Source organism: Roseibacillus ishigakijimensis, assembly GCF_016595415.1.
GTDB lineage: Bacteria > Verrucomicrobiota > Verrucomicrobiia > Verrucomicrobiales > Akkermansiaceae > Roseibacillus > Roseibacillus ishigakijimensis.
In genome coordinates, this window is record NZ_JAENIO010000007.1 from 56,088 (window position 1) to 71,498 (window position 15,411).

Sequence of the window (15,411 nt, forward strand, 5' to 3'; positions counted from 1 at the left end):
ACTGTTCTTCGTTCCTTTCATTGCCCCAGTGGGTTGGGAATGCGGATCTTAATAACCTCAACATGCTCATAATAAGATGTCTACCACTCAAATTGTTTCCGCTCGGGCGTTTGGCAAATTGGCCACCGCCTCCGTCGCTCTCTTCGTCCTTTCGGCACCCCTCTTTCTGACTTCCTGTGAGAAAAGCACTGCCCAAGCGGAGGGGAAAGCGAATGCCTTCTTCGAAATCAATGCCGATGGCGAGTTAATACGCCCCACTGGCTACCGGACTTGGGTCTACGTAGGCACCCCGCTGACTCCCAATGATATGAATGGAGGGGCGGCTACCTTTCCGGAGTTTCATTCGGTCTATATTGATCCGGTGAGCTACGATCACTATCGGACCACGGGAGAGTTTCCGGATGGCACCATTCTGGTGAAAGAGATGTCCCTGGTCGGGAGCAAGACCGCATCCAGCGGGGCGGGCTACTTCATGGGGGAATTCTCCGGGTTGGAGGCGACGATCAAGAGTAAGGAGCATTTTCCGGATGCTCCGGGGAACTGGGCTTACTTCACCTTCACCAATCCCAAGGAGGGAACGTTGGCGGACAAAACCAAGGCGCACCCGAGCAGCTCCTGCAATGCTTGTCACGAAACGCAGGCCCAAGACGATTTCGTTTTCACCCAATACTATCCCGTGTTGCGAGCAGCCAAGGGCGTGGGTGATGAAGTCGTTCCCGAAAATGGAGCGGAACGCACCGCTTCCAATCCCGAGGGAACAGCAGCGATCAGCGATGCGGATGCAGAGGCCTCTGCCGAGCAGCCTGCGGTCGATCCCCAGTGGCTGCCTACTGCGGAAACACCCGAGGTGGACCTGGAGGTGCCCTTGGAGCGGGAAGCTCTCTTTGCTTACTTGAAAGAAGGAAAATACAAGGATTTTCCGGCCAAGGAGACCGACATGCACCCCTCCGTGGGGCCTCACCTTGACTACAGCTGGCCGGTGCGCGTTTTCATGAATAAGATCGTGGCCGATTCCATGACCGCGGGTAATGATCAGCACCCCAAGGGGTCGGTCGTGATTAAGGAACTCTTTGATAACGATAAGAACCTGACTGGTTGGGCGGTGATGGCCAAGACCCATGATGACACCGATATGGGCAAGGGCTGGTATTGGACTGAGTTCACCTCGGCAGTGGATGCGACCAAAGAAGTGGGTGGCGGCAACGGCGTGCCGGGATGCTTTGGCTGCCATTTTGCAGGCAAGGATATGGTGCGTTCCCACTTTCCTTTGAAGTGAGGCAGCCTTCCGTCTCAATATTTTTCGTTCAGCCCTCCTCCGGGAGGGCTTTTTTGCGGGAGGTTTTCGGTTCGATGGGGTATTGCCTTGCGCGAAATGCTGATTGTCTTTGAAGGAATTGATGGCACGGGCAAGTCCACCCAAGTGGCTTTGTTGGCCGAGGCCTTGCAAGAGCGAGGTTACGAGGTGGTGTCGTCCCGGGAGCCCTCCGATGGCCCCTTTGGGAAAAAATTGCGCGATTCCATGGTGACAGGCCGCTTGGGGCCGGAGGAAGAGTTGGCGCTTTTTCATGAGGACAGGCGCGACCATGTCGAGCACGTCATTTTGCCAGCCTTGGAAGCGGGAAAGGTGGTCCTGTTGGATCGGTATTATTTTTCGACCATGGCCTACCAAGGGGCACGGGGCTTTGATCCGCAGGAAATCCGGCGGCAGAATGAAGACTTCGCTCCGGTGCCGGATGCGGTTTTGCTGCTGGAGTTGCCCGTCGAGGCGGCTTTGCAGCGGATTGGAATCCGGGATGGAGAGGGCAATGCTTTTGAGAAGAGCGAAACCCTTTCGGCCTGCGCCCGTATTTTTTCGGATTTGCAGGAGGATTGGGTTCATCGCTTTGATGCCTCCCAATCTCCTTCCGAGCTCCATCAGTCCGTGCTGCAGGCGGTGCTGACCTTGCTTCCCGATTCTTGATCATGACCTCGCTCGATCGCTTTCTCACTGCTGTTCTGCGGCTGGCTGCCGGGCGCACTTTGCTGGCCCGCTACCGCTTGGGACTGGGTTTGCTCTATCGTAAATACACTCACATTCGTCGGCGTATCCGCAGTCGCCATCTGCCGACGACGGGATTTCGTGATGACCTTTGGAAAAACGGGCAGGAGGGTGAGATGTATCGCCATCTTTATTTCCACATGGGTTGCTATCTTCTCGGCCCTCCGGGCTGGCTGGTCTCCTGGTTCATTGGATTGACGGACATCAGGCAGGCGGCCTCCGGGCGCAAGGAGTCCGAGACCGAGGTGCGGGACAACATCGCTGGCCGGGAGTGCGGGCGAATTCTCGTGGCCTACATGGGCCGGCGCATTGAGGAAAAAACCGCGCGTGACCGGCTGCGGCGGGTGCTCAGCTGAAGTCGATTTTGCGCTTGGTGACGGTGAAGCGGTTGCCAGCCCCACGATGGAGAGTGAAGGTCTCGCGGGTGGCGAGCTTGCGCTTGCTGGAGCCATATTCGACCTTGGCGCTCACGCTCATGCCATTGTTGCGGAGCTCAAGAAGGCGGAAAACCGGTTCGCGCCGGAGGCGGAAAAAGCAGTGGAAGGGGACATCACGATGGTCGGCATTCCAGAGAAGGAGGGCGGGGGGAAAGTCGGGCAATTCGGCAAGGGCGACGAAGACCTCGCGGGCGAGCCCTTCGCCATGATCGCGCCGGACCTTGGCCGCTTCGCGCTTGATAAAGAGTTCCTCCAAGTAGGCGGCGAGGGGATTGCGGCGCATGTCTTCGATTTCGGCAATCATTTCGCGCTGATGGAGGGCACAGCTTTCCTGGAGCTCGGCGCGGGAGATTTCGCCCGCCTCGAATTGGCGGAAAAGGACCTGGGGAGGGGGCGGGACATTGACTTTCATCGCCGTCTACTCTGCCTCACCTGCCGGGGGGCTCCAGTAGTTTATGAAGATTTGTAGCAGAGGCAGGGCGCACTCGCTTCGGGCACTCGGATTGGAACGACCAAGAAAGTGAGTAGTTGAGCACTCTTCCAGCGGGCATCAGGAGGCCTTTGTGCTCTCCCCCTCATGCGCCATTACACGGGCACGAAACAATCCTGCAAGGTTGCGGGAGGCCACCAAACCGTCCTGCAGGGAATCGCGAAGCCCTCAGTATTCTCAAAAAACAAAAGCAATTCAGCCTGAGAGAAAGCCAACAGATTACCGACTAAGAAAGAACTGCGCGCCTTCATTTTTGCGGCTTCTGAGCCTCTTTGCGGCCGAAACGATCCTTCCTCCACGCCTGTCTTCAGGTTCTTTGCCTCTCACGTGCGATTCATCTCCCGGATGATGGCGAGGAATTGCTCGCCGTATTGCTGGGCTTTGCTCGGGCCGATGCCCGGGATTTGCAGGGCTTCTTCGATGGTCTGGGGCAGGACGCGGGCAAAGCCTTCGAGGGCCCGGTTGCTGAAGATCATGTAGGGCGGGCATCCCTCCTCCTTGCTCAAGCGGGTGCGGAGGTCGGCGAGGCGGGAGTAGATCCGGGAGTCGAAGGGGCCTTCCTCCCTTTCTGCCGCGGCCTTGCGTTCCGGCCAGACCAAGCGGGTTTTGCGCTTGCCCATCATCACTTGGTGGCCCCGATCAGTCAGAATGAGGAGGGGGTAGTCGCCTTTGCGGATGGTCTGCACCAGACCGGCGTCGGCGAGGGCGGGGAAAAGTTCATTGAGAAAGGCGGCTCCTTCTTCTTTGAGGAGGCCATAGGTGGAGAGCCGGTTGAGACCGGCATTCATGATTTCCTGGCTTTGGCTGCCGGTGAGCATGAGGATAATTTTTCCGCGCCCAAAGCGGGGTTGCCAGGTGCGGCCAAGGCGCTCACTCATCCGGGCGACGCCACTGAGGGCCTTGCGCACGATGAGCAGTTCGGCCTCGTTGAGGTCGCGCCTTTTCCCGCTTTGTCCACTGCGGCAGACATCGCAAGTGCCGCATTCCTGCCCTTCTTCCCCAAAGTAGTCGAGGATCCACTCTTGGCGGCAGCCTGCGGATTCGCAAAGTGTGATCATGGCCTCCAGCTTTTGCCGGTCGCGACGCTCCTTCTCGAGCATGGCGCCCTCGTCCAGCTCCAGCGGGCTTCCGGGTTTCAGCAGGCGGGTGCCGCGCAGGCGCTGCCCGGGCACCTCGAAGCGCTGCACGTAGCCGGCCTTGACCAATAGGGAGAGGGCGCTACCCACCGCCATGCCATTGGAGACCCCGATCTCGTCGCGCATCTCGTCGAGGCTGCGGTGGACTTCCTGGTTGCCATCCGCAGTGGAACAGAGCCATTGATAGAGGTCGCGCACCACCCCGGGGCCGGGGTTGACTCCTTCGAGGAAAAACTCCTGGGTGCGGGTGTCGGCAAAGTTCCACAGCAGCTCGCACCAGGCGGCTTCGCCATCGCGTCCGGCCCGGCCTGCCTCCTGGTAAAAAGCTTCCACACTGCCGGGAACCTCAAAGTGGGCCACGAAGCGGACATCGCTGCGGTCGATGCCCATGCCGAAGGCGTTTGTGGCAACCGCGATGTCTTTTTTGCGGGAGATGAAGCTGTTTTGCACCCGGTCCCGTTCCTGATCAGTCATCCCCCCGTGGTAAGCGGCCACTTTCACTCCCCAACTGGCCAAGGTTTCGCTCACTTCGTCCACCTTTTTGCGCGTTGCGCAGTAGACGATACCGGTTTTGTATTCCGCGATGATCTCTTGCAGGCGTTTGTATTTTTCCGCCTTCTTGGAAACTGGGGTGATGTTGAAGCTGAGGTTGGGGCGGGCAAATCCGGTGATGGTCTCGAAAGGCTCCTGGAGAGCGAGGACCTGCAGGATATCCTTGCGCACCACTGGCGTGGCGGTGGCAGTGAAGGCCACGCACTGGGGATTGCCCAGATCGCGGCGGGCCTGCCCCAAGCGGAGGTAGTCGGGGCGGAAATCGTGACCCCACTGGCTCAGGCAGTGCGCTTCGTCAATGGCGAGGAGGGCAATCCCGGTTTGCGAAATCGCGGAAGTGAAGCTGCCCGCGCGGAAGCGTTCGGGCGCGACGTAGAGAAGCTTGATTTCTCCGGCGCGCACCTGGTCCAAAATTTGCCGCTGCTCGTCCCAGCTTTGGGTGGAGTTGATGACCGCCGCCGCCACCCCCCGCGCTTGCAGGGCATCGACCTGATCTTTCATCAGGGCGATGAGGGGCGAGACCACCAGGGTGACGCCCTCTTTGACCAGCCCGGGCAGCTGGTAGCAGAGGCTCTTGCCGCCGCCCGTGGGCATGACGGCGAGGCCGTCGCGCCCGGAGAGGATGTGTTTCACGATAGCCTCTTGGCCGCTGAGGAATTCCTCAAAGCCAAAGACATCGCGGAGAACTTCGCGGGCGCGGGTGATCACGGCGCTATCTGAAGGGAGGATGGCGGCTAAGGCAATACTGAACTGTTCAGAAAGACGCTGCCAGTTCCTAGGAATTGGCCGCGAGTTGTTGCACCGCCAGCAAGCCTGCATCCTCTTCGGCGGCTCCTTCTTCAAATTCGAGCCGGAGGTGCAGTCCATTGTGGCTGGGGACCAGGCTGAGATGGCCTCCTGCGGAAGCGACTTGCAGGCAGGCACCGAGCAGGCTAGCGAGCACGGGAGTGCCTTCGGGATCGGAAGCGAGAAGAAGTTGACCATCCTTCAAGGGCACACCGGAGAAGCGGAAGTCAACAATATCCCCGTCCGGGATGACGTCGCAGGCTCCATCCGGAAGGCGGGCAATCAGTTGCGAGAAAGCGAGCATGAGAGGACGCAGGGTCTCGGCCAGCTGGGGCGCGGGGCCGGGCCAATTGCCCTTCCGGTCACCAGTTTCCACGCTCAGTCCCGTGCACCCTACCGCCGCCGCTTCGATCGCGGCCGTGGGGGGAGTGGGGCGGGACCAATCGAGTTCGCTGCGGCCGGCGAGATTCTCGCTGGTCTCCCGGTAGACGGCTTGGAAGAAGTCCTTCATGGCCAGATAACGGCCGGTCCAGTCGACGGGCTCGCCATCGCCGAGGCCTTGCCAGCCCAGCATGCCGAGGAAGACGGTCGTGCCACTGGAGTAGGCAGGCGGCACGCTCTCCGCATTCGCGGCCTGATTGAATGCCAATCCGGTGACCCGCTGGTTGAAGATCAGTTGATCGATGTCCAGAGTGCCGGAAGTCCGCTGCACGGCTTGTTCTTTGCGCAGCAGGAAGAGCTCCATGGCCCGACGGAGGGTGATTTCCAGCTCGGGGACGTCCCAGGGCTTGGTGACGTAGCGGTAAATGCCGCCTTCGTTCACTCCTGCCACGGCGGCATCCAGCTCCGCGTAAGCGGTCGAAAGAATGCGCACGACATCATTGTTCATTTCGGCCACTTTGGCCAGAAACTGCACCCCGGTCTGCCGGGGCATTTTCTGATCGGTGACGATCACTCCGATCTCATCCTGACGTTCCTTGAAGATTTCGAACCCTTCGGCTCCATCTCCGGCCAGAAGAATTTTGAACTCGCCACCGAAAAGGCGCGAGAAAGCTCGTTGGGTCTTCTCCTCGTCATCCACGAAAAGGACGTAGTAGTCTTTCAACGAAGAGGTGGCATTGGTTTCACTCATGATTTTTCCGAATCAATTTTTACTTTTTGGACTGTGTTTGCTGGCTGGTCGGCTTCGTCGTCTTCCGGAATGACTGGAAATTTTAACGTGAACCGGGTCCCCTTGTTCACTTCGCTCTCAATTTCGATAGTCACTCCGTGTTGTTCGAGAATGCGGTAACAGATGCTTAACCCAAGACCCATTCCTTGGCCAATATCTTTACTGCTATAAAAGGGATCAAAGATTTGCTTCTGATTCTCCGGAGAAATTCCACAGCCGTTGTCTTCAAAGTGAAGGGAGTGAGAATCAGCGAGTTCGGTGAATGAGACGCGGATGCGGCCGTCCTGATTTTCCCGATTTATTTCCCGGAGAGCATCGAGAGAATTTTGCAGGAAATTGATGAAAACCTGGCAAAGTTGGTTGGAGTTCCCGTTAACGTGGATGTGATCAGGCACTTGGGCGGAGAAGTCGATTTGGGTGAGCCGATTGCCGAGGAGCCGCGAGCTGGCCGCGACCACTTCGGCCAGATTGATGTCTGAGAATTGCATCTTATCCTTCACCGCGAAGCTTCTCAAGTCTTTCACAATCTGCACGACACGCTCGAGTCCCTCCTCGACGTCACTGGTAATTTCATTGAAATCCTCGCGCTCCTCCTCGGGGAGCATTTTGGCGAAACTGCGCAGAGCGTAGAGGTTCGTTTTGGCGTAGTTCAGGGGGTTGTTGATTTCGTGGATGATGCCCGCGCTCATCTGGCCGAGGGAAGAAAGCTTCTCCGCCTGCACCAACATGGATTCCGATTCCTTCAGTTCGGCGAGGGCTGCCCCCAATTCCTGTGACTTCTGCACCACTTCTCGCTCGTAGCGGCCCGCGTTTAGGAGGTGGCCGATGCGTAGTTTCAACTCGGTGGGGGCAAAGGGCTTGGTCAAGAAGTCGTTCGCTCCCGCTCCGAGAGCTTCAATCTTGGAGCGTTCATCAATGCGCGCGGTGAGCATGATGACGGGAACGCGTTCGAGCCCGGGGGTCTGCCGCACTTGCCGACAGACCTCGAGGCCATCCTTCTCCGGCATCATCCAATCGAGGAGGATCAGCTCGGGCTGATGGTGGGTGGCCATTTGAATGGCCTGCTCGCCGTCGGAAGCTACCAGAATCTGGTAGTCCGGGAGCTGGGAGATGATGAGCTGCCGCACATCAGGTTCGTCTTCCGCGATAAGGATAACGGGGGCGGACTCGCTGTCAGGCTTGGTCTCCGGGAGGGCGGGCAGGAGCCCCGGGACCATCCGCTCTTCGACATAATAGGTAGCGGCGAATTCGGCTTTCCGATCAATTTTTTCGAGGGGGCTTAAATCCTTGAGATTGCGGACGGGCTCCTCTTTCCCCAATGCGGGCCCGAGTGGGAGGCGGACACGAACGGTGGTGCCCTTACCCAAAGCACTTTCCACGACGATGCTGCCTCCCAGGAAATCCACGATACTTTTGACCAAAGCGAGGCCGAGTCCTGTTCCCCGGTGGCGCCGTTTTGAACTGGCGTCCGCTTGCCAAAAGCGGCGAAAAACATTCTCCTGTTCCTCATCCGACATCCCCACTCCCGTGTCGGATACGGTAAATTCCACTTCTTCCTCGCCGAGGGTGCGGGCCTTGAGAGCGACTTTTCCACCTGCCGGGGTGAATTTGAGGGCGTTGGTCGCGAGGTTCAGCACCACTTTTTCGAGCTTCATGCGATCGACGAGGTAGTTTCCCCGCGGCACGTCATCCAAGTCCAGGCTTAGCTTGAGGCCCATCTTTTCGGCGGTGGGCAAAATGGAGTAGTAGATCGACTCCATGACCTCGTCGATGGGCGTGTTTTCTGGATGAATACTGTGTTCGCCTCCGTCAAAGCGGATGATGTCCAAGAGTTCATTGACGAGGCGCAGGAGGCGTAAACCGTTTTCCTCCATGGAGTGGACCAAGACCTTGAGCTGGGGATTGTTATTGATGGGGCCATATCCGGTTAATTGTTCAATGGGCCCCAGAATGAGGGTGAGAGGGGTGTGCAGCTCATGGCTGACATTGGCAAAGAAATTGGTCTTGTTCTGGTCCAGGTCCTTGAGCTTGGCATGAGAGCGTTCAAGTCGCTTTCGTTCTTCTCGTAATTCCTCTCTTAGTCGGAATTCATTCATTCTTAGCTCGTAAAGGAAGTGGGTGCCAGCTCCGGCGATGATGCCGGTGGAGTAAAGAAAGTAGAGAGAGGTGGCGGCAAAACGGTCATGATTCTCGGGGTCGGAATCCGGGACCACATTGATAAGGAACGTGTAGCTGCCACAGGTAAGGAGGACGTTGGCGATGCCATGACGTAGCGACCAGCGTAAAAGGATGCTTACACCGACCATAACGAGACAAAGTCCTGCGTAGTAGGGGGAGGAGGCCCCGCCCGTAAAGGCAATCATAGCCAGAATGAAAGCGATGAGGAGCCATTCCATCAAATGACCAAGGGCGAGGTGGTGTTTCTCTCCCCAAGGCGTTCCCAAAATAGCGTAAATAGCCAGCAAAAGAAAGGATGAGACTGTGCGGAGCAAGACGAGAAATTCCCAAAGATCCGGGTAGGCGAAACGGTCCATGAGGGAACCGGCAGCCATCAAGATGGCCCCTAATCCGCTGGCTACCCGATAGTTGGGGATTCGAGTGGTGGCGTCTTCGGCCTCAAAGCGGGCGAGAAAGGCGGCGCGTTCAGCTCGGGTTTCCTGCGGGTCTCTCTTAGTCATCCCATTTTAGAATAAGCGTTGAAACTGGCCTGTGCTCGGAAGTTGCAGTCGCGCGGGGGAGTCGACAAAGTTGTCCGTCGCTGCTCCCTCGTGAATTTTCCCGTGGGGGTCCCTTTTTCTGGCAACAGGCAAAATGCACGCTTGAGATCAGCAAGTTTCCGGAAAGATGCCGAGATCTATTTTGTAGAATTTGTGGATGTGGTAGTGCAAAACGCCATTTGGAAGCCCAGTAAAGGTCTATCCATCCCTTTACAAGAAGCTCTAGACTTCCGGGGAGAAGTTTCCAGTAGTTCCAGAGGGAGATGGGGTTGTTGACGGAAATGATCCTTGTCAATGCAAATTGTGCATCGACAGATGGAGGGAAAGAGACTAACTTTCCCCTCGCATGGCTAGGAAATCGAAAAAGAAAGGACCGCTCAAGTTGGTCCGCAACAGTCACCAGCTGTTGACGGAAGATGGGCGGGACATCATGACTTTGGCGGAGCAGAATCAATTCAAGGTCGCTGGCGTGGCTGGTGCCTTGGACGTTCCGGTGCAGGAGTTGGAGAATGCGATCAAGAAGGCGACGGGGTCTGGTCCCAAGGAATACTTCCGCCGCCATCGCATTATTTTGGCTCAGCGTTACTTGCGCATGGGCTACAAGGCCGACCAGATTGTTACCTTGCTTGGCTTTTCCCACTATACCCATTTGGCTCGTGAGGTGAAGCTCTTCTACGGCATGACGATCACGGCCTGGACCAAGACCGAGCAGGCCCGCTGTCTCGATCCCGACTACGCTTTCGGTTAACTGGAGCCAAGTCGCACGCGAAAATCTGATGACCCCGCCGCCTTTGCCGAAGCCGATCCGGCATCGCATCTTCTACGGACGCTCGCAGGGCGGCCTTCGGCTCATTGGCGGCAAGGTGGTGACCGAGCGGATCCAAGATGCTCATCGGCAGGCCGAGGAGTGGCTCAATGAGCACCCCTCTCTGGAGCTGGTGTCGATTTCGAGCGCATTTGGGAATCAGAGTGATATCTCGGCTGCTTTCGTGACGGTTTGGTATCGCGGGGGTTGAGCATTCTCTCTTTTCTTTTTCCTCCTTCCCCGTCATCCTCTCCGCCTTATGTGGAAAGGCCGCTTCGCTCAACAAACCGCTGATCTTGTCCAACAATTCGGAGAATCCATCTCCTTCGATTGGCGCCTCTACAAGCATGATATCCGGGGCTCAATCGCCCATGCCCGGGCTCAGGTGAAGGCGGGCATCCTTACCGAAGAGGAATTCTCTGCCATAGAGAAAGGCCTGCTGGCCATTGGCGAGCGGATCGAGAAGGGAGATTTCGAGTTTTCGACCGCTCTGGAGGACATCCATCTCAACATCGAATCCGCGCTGACTGCTGACATCGGCCCGACCGGAGCCAAGCTCCACACGGCCCGGTCGCGCAATGACCAGGTAGCCACCGATACCCGTCTCTATTGCCGGGAGCAGATTGATGAAATCACCCGTCTAGTAGTGGAGCTGCAGCGGGCCCTTCTTTCGCAAGCCCATCAGCATGCGGTCGATCCCATCCCGGGCTACACCCATCTGCAGCGCGGCCAGCCCGTCACGATCGGTCATCACCTCCTCGCCTATGTGGAAATGCTGGCTCGCGACCTCAGTCGCCTTGCCGATACCCGGAAAAGGCTCAATGTCTGTCCTTTGGGCTCCGGTGCGCTGGCGGGCTCGACCATCAATCTTGATCGCGAGGCCATCGCTGCGGAACTTGGCTTCGATGCCGTGACCACCAACTCGATGGATGCCATTTCCGACCGCGATTATCTCGCCGAGTTGCTCTTTGACCTCGCTCTCATCGGGGCCCACCTTTCGCGCCTTTCCGAGGACCTCATCTTGTGGTCGTCCGCAGAATTTCATTTCGTGACCCTCTCCGACGCCCACACCACCGGGTCCTCGCTGATGCCGCAGAAGAAGAATCCCGATGTGTCCGAAATCACGCGGGGCAAGACTGGACGCCTCTTCGGCAATTTGGTGGCCCTCTTGACAGCGGTGAAGGGGCTTCCGTTGACCTATAACCGGGATTTGCAGGAGGACAAAGAGCCTCTTTTCGACTCCATTGATACCATTGTGCTGACTCTGAAGGTGAATGCCGAGATGGTGGCGGCGATGACCATGCATCCGGATTCCTGTGCCACTGCGGCGGCCGATCCCATGCTGCTGGCGACCGATTTGGCCGATTGGCTGGTGCGGGAAGGGGTGCCCTTCCGGCAGGCCCACGAGTTGGTGGGCAAGGCGGTGGCGGAGTCCATTGCCAGCCAAACTCCCCTCGATGAGCTGGATTTGACCCAAGTGGATTCAGCCTTCAAGCCCGAGGCCAACCAGGTTTTCGACTTGGCCAAGGCCTTGCGGGCACGCACCAATCCCGGGGCGCCCTCGCCAGAGAATGTGCGCGCCGAGATCGAACGCTGGCAGGCGGCGATTGGTTGAGTTGATCAACCGCCGGGTTACAACGGTCGCAGAGGGAGCGCGGAGACTATTTATTTCCAACTCCCTCTCAGCGCTTCCTTGCGCGGACTCCGCGCCAGTGCGGTTCAGTTTTCGTTAGCCTACTGACCCTGGCGGCGCTGGCGCACGGCTTGGGCGAGGGTGGCCAGTACTTCCCCGGTGGTTTCCCAACCGATGCAGGCGTCGGTTACCGATTGTCCATAGGTGAGTTTTTCCAAATCGCCCTCTCCCAAGCTTTGCTTGTCTTCCACCAGGTTGGATTCGATCATGACGGAGGAGATGGCGGTGGAGCCGCCCGCGATTTGTTCGGCCAGGCTGGCGACGACTTTGGGCTGGTTGCGATAGTCTTTGTTGCTGTTCCCGTGGGAGCAGTCGACCATCAGGTGGGGCGGGAGGCCTTCTTTTTGCAAGCAGGCCACCGTTTCGGCGATGCTGTCGGCATCATAGTTGGGGCCGTTGGAGCCGCCACGCAGGATGATGTGGCAGGCATCGTTGCCTGTGGTGCAGACGATGGCCGAGACACCTTGCTTGGTCACGGAGAGGAAGTGGTGGGATTTGGAGGAGGCGCCGATGGCATCGAGGGCCAGTTGCACCGAGCCTCCGGTGCCGTTTTTGAAGCCCACTGGCATGGAAAGTCCCGAAGCCAGTTCGCGGTGGATCTGGCTCTCGGTGGTGCGGGCACCAATGGCGCCCCAGGCGATGAGGTCGGCGATGTATTGCGGGGAAATGGTGTCGAGAAATTCCGTCCCTGCAGGGATGCCTTTTTCCGCCAGCTCCAAGAGCAGTCCACGGGCCACGCGTAGGCCGCGATTGATGTCGAAGGATCCGTCGAGATGGGGATCATTGATGAGGCCCTTCCAACCCACGGTGGTGCGGGGTTTCTCGAAGTAGACGCGCATCACGATCTGCAGATCGTCGGCATATTGGTCGATGAGGGGTTTGAGCTTTTCGCCATACTCCACTGCGGCTTTGGGGTCGTGGATGGAGCAGGGACCGATGACCACGAGAAGGCGGTCGTCTTTGCCATGCAGGATATTGGTGGCCTGCTGGCGCGCGTCTGCCACCAGGCGGGCAGCCGCCGGGGTGATGGGCAGGTAGTAGTTTAGGACGGCGGGCGAGACGAGGGGATTGATCGCCTGGATGCGCAGGTCGTCGGTTTGCGGGGTGCTCATGAGTCAAAGGGCCGGAGCTCCGCCAGGGGGCTTCCGGTCCGTTCAGTAGGTTTTTTGGGAAAGGCTTCGGTAGGCGGGACGATCAGAAGGGTGGTTCGTCCTCATTGCGATCGAGCGGGTCGGGCTCGTTGTCAAAGGCTGCTTCGAGCGAAGAGAGGGCTCGGTTGGTGGCTGGATCCGGGTCTCCACCATCGCCTTTCAGGATTTTCCAGGCATGCAAATTCACGTAGTGACGGCCCTTGTGTTCGGAGCCGCGAATGTTGAAGTGCACGATCACTTCGTCGCCTTTGGAGAGATTGTCGAGCATGCTGGCTTTGTCCTTGATGCAGTCGAATTTGATTTCCTGCGGATACTTGCCGTCCATTGCTTCGAGCACGAATTCGCGTTTGGAGAATCCGCTGGGGAAAGTCTGGGTGTCGCTGATGGAGATGATTTTGCCTTGGAGTTCGAAAGCGGCCATGGCGGGAAGAGTTAGGATGAACGCCGAAAGAGTCAAGATCGCTTGGCATCTATCAGTCGGGATTCAGCTTTTGAGCAAGCGCACATCTCCTTCCCGGCGGGTGAGCCCCTGGGCGTCGAAGTGTTCCAGCAGGGGCATGGCGATTCGTCGCGAGGTGTCGAGCACCTGGCGCAACTCGGAGGCGGTGGCGGGCTCTTTGTCCTGCAAATGGCTGCGCACGGTCTCGGCCGCCCGGGTCACCGCTTCGGCCGCGAGCACGGTTTTCTCATCCAGGGAAATGACCTTGCCCACGCGGATGAGAAAGGCCAGGGCACGTTCGGCGGCCGGGGTGGGGGCGAGTTCTTTCCGGTTGGGGGCCTGCAATTGCTCTTGGGCCAGAGTTTGCATGATGGCCTCGGCTTCGTCGGCGAGTTCGGGGGGGATGTCAGTGCGGTGGGAGAGGGCTTTGAGGCAGTCGCCCTCGTTGGTGATTTCCCGTTCTGCCAGTGACTCCAGCAAATGGGGAAAGAGGTCGAGGCGGGCGAACTCGCGGGCAAAGTGGCGGCGCACGGTTTGCAAGGGGAGCCCGGGGAGGTCGGGGTTTTCCTCGTGATAGGCGGTCACGAGGGATTGCGCTTGGGCAAGGAGGCTCTCCCACCACTGGCTGGCCACGTGGCCGTTCCCCAGCCGGGCGACTTCCTTGCTTTTCTGCAAGGCCCGCAGGGCGTCCTTGAAGGAGCGGTTGGAGTAGGGAAAGTCCTGGGGCGCGGGCTTGCCGGGCAGAAAGTGCCGTTTGTGGAGGAGATAGCGTAGGAAGGCAGCGGGGGAATTTTCTGCGGCCAGAGTTCTCAGTGCAGTCTGGTGCTCCTCTTTGCCGAGATGCCGTCGGGAGCCGTGGGCATCGAGCACCCGGGCCCCGGCCAAGGTGGCTTCGCCGGACCAGTCGCGGATCACGATGTGGTCATTGGAAAAGGTGAAGAGTGGTTCTTCGAGGCGCAGCTGGGCCAGCCCGCTCTGGCCCGGGGCCAGTTCGCCTTCCAGCAGGCTCACCCGGGCATTCACCCGCCCGGAGCCGTGGTGGAGACGCACTTTCTGATTGTTCTTCATGACCCGTTCGCTGCCGGGCTGGGCCGGAATGGGGCGGGCCAGGCGGGTGAGGGCGACGTCGAGGGTGTCACTGGGATGACCGGCCTCTGGCTGGGTCAGGATTTGTCCGCGCTTGACGCCGCGCTCTTTGCGTGAGTCCACCGCGACGTCGGGAATGTTCACTGCGGTGCGCATGCCGGGCCGCGCTTGCTCCAAGCTGGTGTTGTGATTCTGGATTCCCCGCACGTTGACTGGCAGGCCCTGGGGTTGCAGGAGGAGGCGGTCGCCAGTGCTCAGTGCTCCCCGGGAGAGGGTGCCGGTGATGATGGTGCCAATTCCTTTGACCGAAAAGGCGCGGTCCACGGGTAGCAGGGGCACTCCAAGATCTTCCGGTGTGGGACTGGTGGCCAGGGTGCGGGCAATGGTTTCGCGTAGCTGCGCGATCCCCTCCCCGGTGTGCGCCGAGACAGGCACGATGGGGCTTTCGGCAAAGGCGCTTCCTTGCAGGGCGTCGCGCACGAATTCTACGGCGAATTCAGCATCTTCCGCGAGGTCGACTTTGCTCAAGGCGATGACGGCCCGGGTCACTCCCAGATAAGAAAGGATGTGGAGGTGCTCCTCTGATTGGGGCATCCAGCCATCGTCGGCGGCCACCACGATGAGGGCCAAATCCAGTGCTCCCACTCCGGCGACCATGTTGTTGACGAAGTCGGCGTGGCCCGGGACATCGACGACCCCGACCTGCAGGTCCTCCCCATCAGGCCCCGTCAAGGCCAGGTGGGCAAAGCCGAGCTCGATGGTGACTCCGCGCTTTTGCTCCTCGGGCAAGCGGTCGGGATTGGTTCCCGTAAGGGCTTGCACCAGCGAGGATTTTCCATGGTCGATATGACCCGCTGTCCCGAGGATAAAGTTCATTCTCTCCGACGGTCTGCCAATCGCGATTCCATTG

General features: G+C 58.9%; 13 protein-coding genes. 6 read left to right on the forward strand and 7 right to left on the reverse strand.

Going from position 1 to position 15,411, the window contains the following annotated elements; translation table 11 throughout:
* Positions 1-76 precede the first annotated feature (76 nt).
* The 3 genes from JIN78_RS17930 to JIN78_RS04395 all read left to right on the forward strand — a co-directional run bounded on the left by JIN78_RS17930 (position 77) and on the right by JIN78_RS04395 (position 2,394).
* A complete protein-coding gene (locus JIN78_RS17930) occupies positions 77-1,276 on the forward strand; it encodes a cytochrome P460 family protein (RefSeq protein ID WP_200390723.1) in 1,200 nt (399 codons plus the stop codon).
* Positions 1,277-1,372: 96 nt separating this feature from the next.
* Positions 1,373-1,960 carry a dTMP kinase gene (gene tmk / locus JIN78_RS04390; RefSeq protein ID WP_200390724.1) on the forward strand — a complete coding sequence of 196 codons (588 nt, stop codon included), beginning with the start codon at positions 1,373-1,375 and terminating at the stop codon, positions 1,958-1,960.
* A gap of 2 nt (positions 1,961-1,962) precedes the next feature.
* Positions 1,963-2,394, forward strand: a complete 432-nt coding sequence (locus JIN78_RS04395; RefSeq protein WP_200390725.1) for a hypothetical protein — start codon at positions 1,963-1,965, stop codon at positions 2,392-2,394.
* Here JIN78_RS04395 and JIN78_RS04400 read toward each other — a convergent pair.
* The 4 genes from JIN78_RS04400 to JIN78_RS04415 all read right to left on the reverse strand — a co-directional run bounded on the left by JIN78_RS04400 (position 2,387) and on the right by JIN78_RS04415 (position 9,288).
* Positions 2,387-2,887, reverse strand: coding sequence for a hypothetical protein (locus JIN78_RS04400; protein WP_200390726.1), 501 nt, complete (start codon positions 2,885-2,887; stop codon positions 2,387-2,389). The two genes, JIN78_RS04395 and JIN78_RS04400, sit on opposite strands and share 8 nt — an antisense overlap.
* A gap of 401 nt (positions 2,888-3,288) precedes the next feature.
* A complete protein-coding gene (locus JIN78_RS04405) occupies positions 3,289-5,361 on the reverse strand; it encodes a RecQ family ATP-dependent DNA helicase (RefSeq protein ID WP_307832976.1) in 2,073 nt (690 codons plus the stop codon).
* Positions 5,362-5,428: 67 nt separating this feature from the next.
* On the reverse strand, positions 5,429-6,571 hold the full coding sequence (locus tag JIN78_RS04410; protein WP_200390727.1) for a response regulator: 1,143 nt from the start codon (positions 6,569-6,571) through the stop codon (positions 5,429-5,431).
* Positions 6,568-9,288 carry an ATP-binding protein gene (locus JIN78_RS04415; RefSeq protein ID WP_200390728.1) on the reverse strand — a complete coding sequence of 907 codons (2,721 nt, stop codon included), beginning with the start codon at positions 9,286-9,288 and terminating at the stop codon, positions 6,568-6,570. The genes JIN78_RS04410 and JIN78_RS04415 overlap by 4 nt, the downstream gene beginning before the upstream one ends.
* Positions 9,289-9,673: 385 nt before the next feature.
* Between JIN78_RS04415 and JIN78_RS04420 the strand changes: the two genes are divergently transcribed.
* Genes JIN78_RS04420 through argH form a run of 3 tightly spaced genes read left to right on the forward strand, consistent with a single transcriptional unit; the run spans position 9,674 to position 11,747 of the window.
* Positions 9,674-10,075, forward strand: coding sequence for a helix-turn-helix domain-containing protein (locus JIN78_RS04420; RefSeq protein WP_200390729.1), 402 nt, complete (start codon positions 9,674-9,676; stop codon positions 10,073-10,075).
* Between the two features lie 43 nt (positions 10,076-10,118).
* On the forward strand, positions 10,119-10,343 hold the full coding sequence (locus tag JIN78_RS04425; protein ID WP_200390730.1) for a hypothetical protein: 225 nt from the start codon (positions 10,119-10,121) through the stop codon (positions 10,341-10,343).
* A gap of 48 nt (positions 10,344-10,391) precedes the next feature.
* A complete protein-coding gene (argH, locus tag JIN78_RS04430; protein WP_200390731.1) occupies positions 10,392-11,747 on the forward strand; it encodes an argininosuccinate lyase in 1,356 nt (451 codons plus the stop codon).
* A gap of 119 nt (positions 11,748-11,866) precedes the next feature.
* Here argH and JIN78_RS04435 read toward each other — a convergent pair whose 3' ends face one another.
* From JIN78_RS04435 to selB, 3 genes are all read right to left on the reverse strand, one after another.
* Positions 11,867-12,937 carry a 3-deoxy-7-phosphoheptulonate synthase gene (locus JIN78_RS04435; protein WP_200390732.1) on the reverse strand — a complete coding sequence of 357 codons (1,071 nt, stop codon included), beginning with the start codon at positions 12,935-12,937 and terminating at the stop codon, positions 11,867-11,869.
* Positions 12,938-13,019: 82 nt separating this feature from the next.
* On the reverse strand, positions 13,020-13,397 hold the full coding sequence (locus JIN78_RS04440) for a DUF3127 domain-containing protein (protein WP_200390733.1): 378 nt from the start codon (positions 13,395-13,397) through the stop codon (positions 13,020-13,022).
* A 63-nt stretch (positions 13,398-13,460) separates the two neighbouring features.
* Positions 13,461-15,377, reverse strand: a complete 1,917-nt coding sequence (gene selB, locus JIN78_RS04445) for a selenocysteine-specific translation elongation factor (protein WP_200390734.1) — start codon at positions 15,375-15,377, stop codon at positions 13,461-13,463.
* Positions 15,378-15,411: the final 34 nt, after the last annotated feature.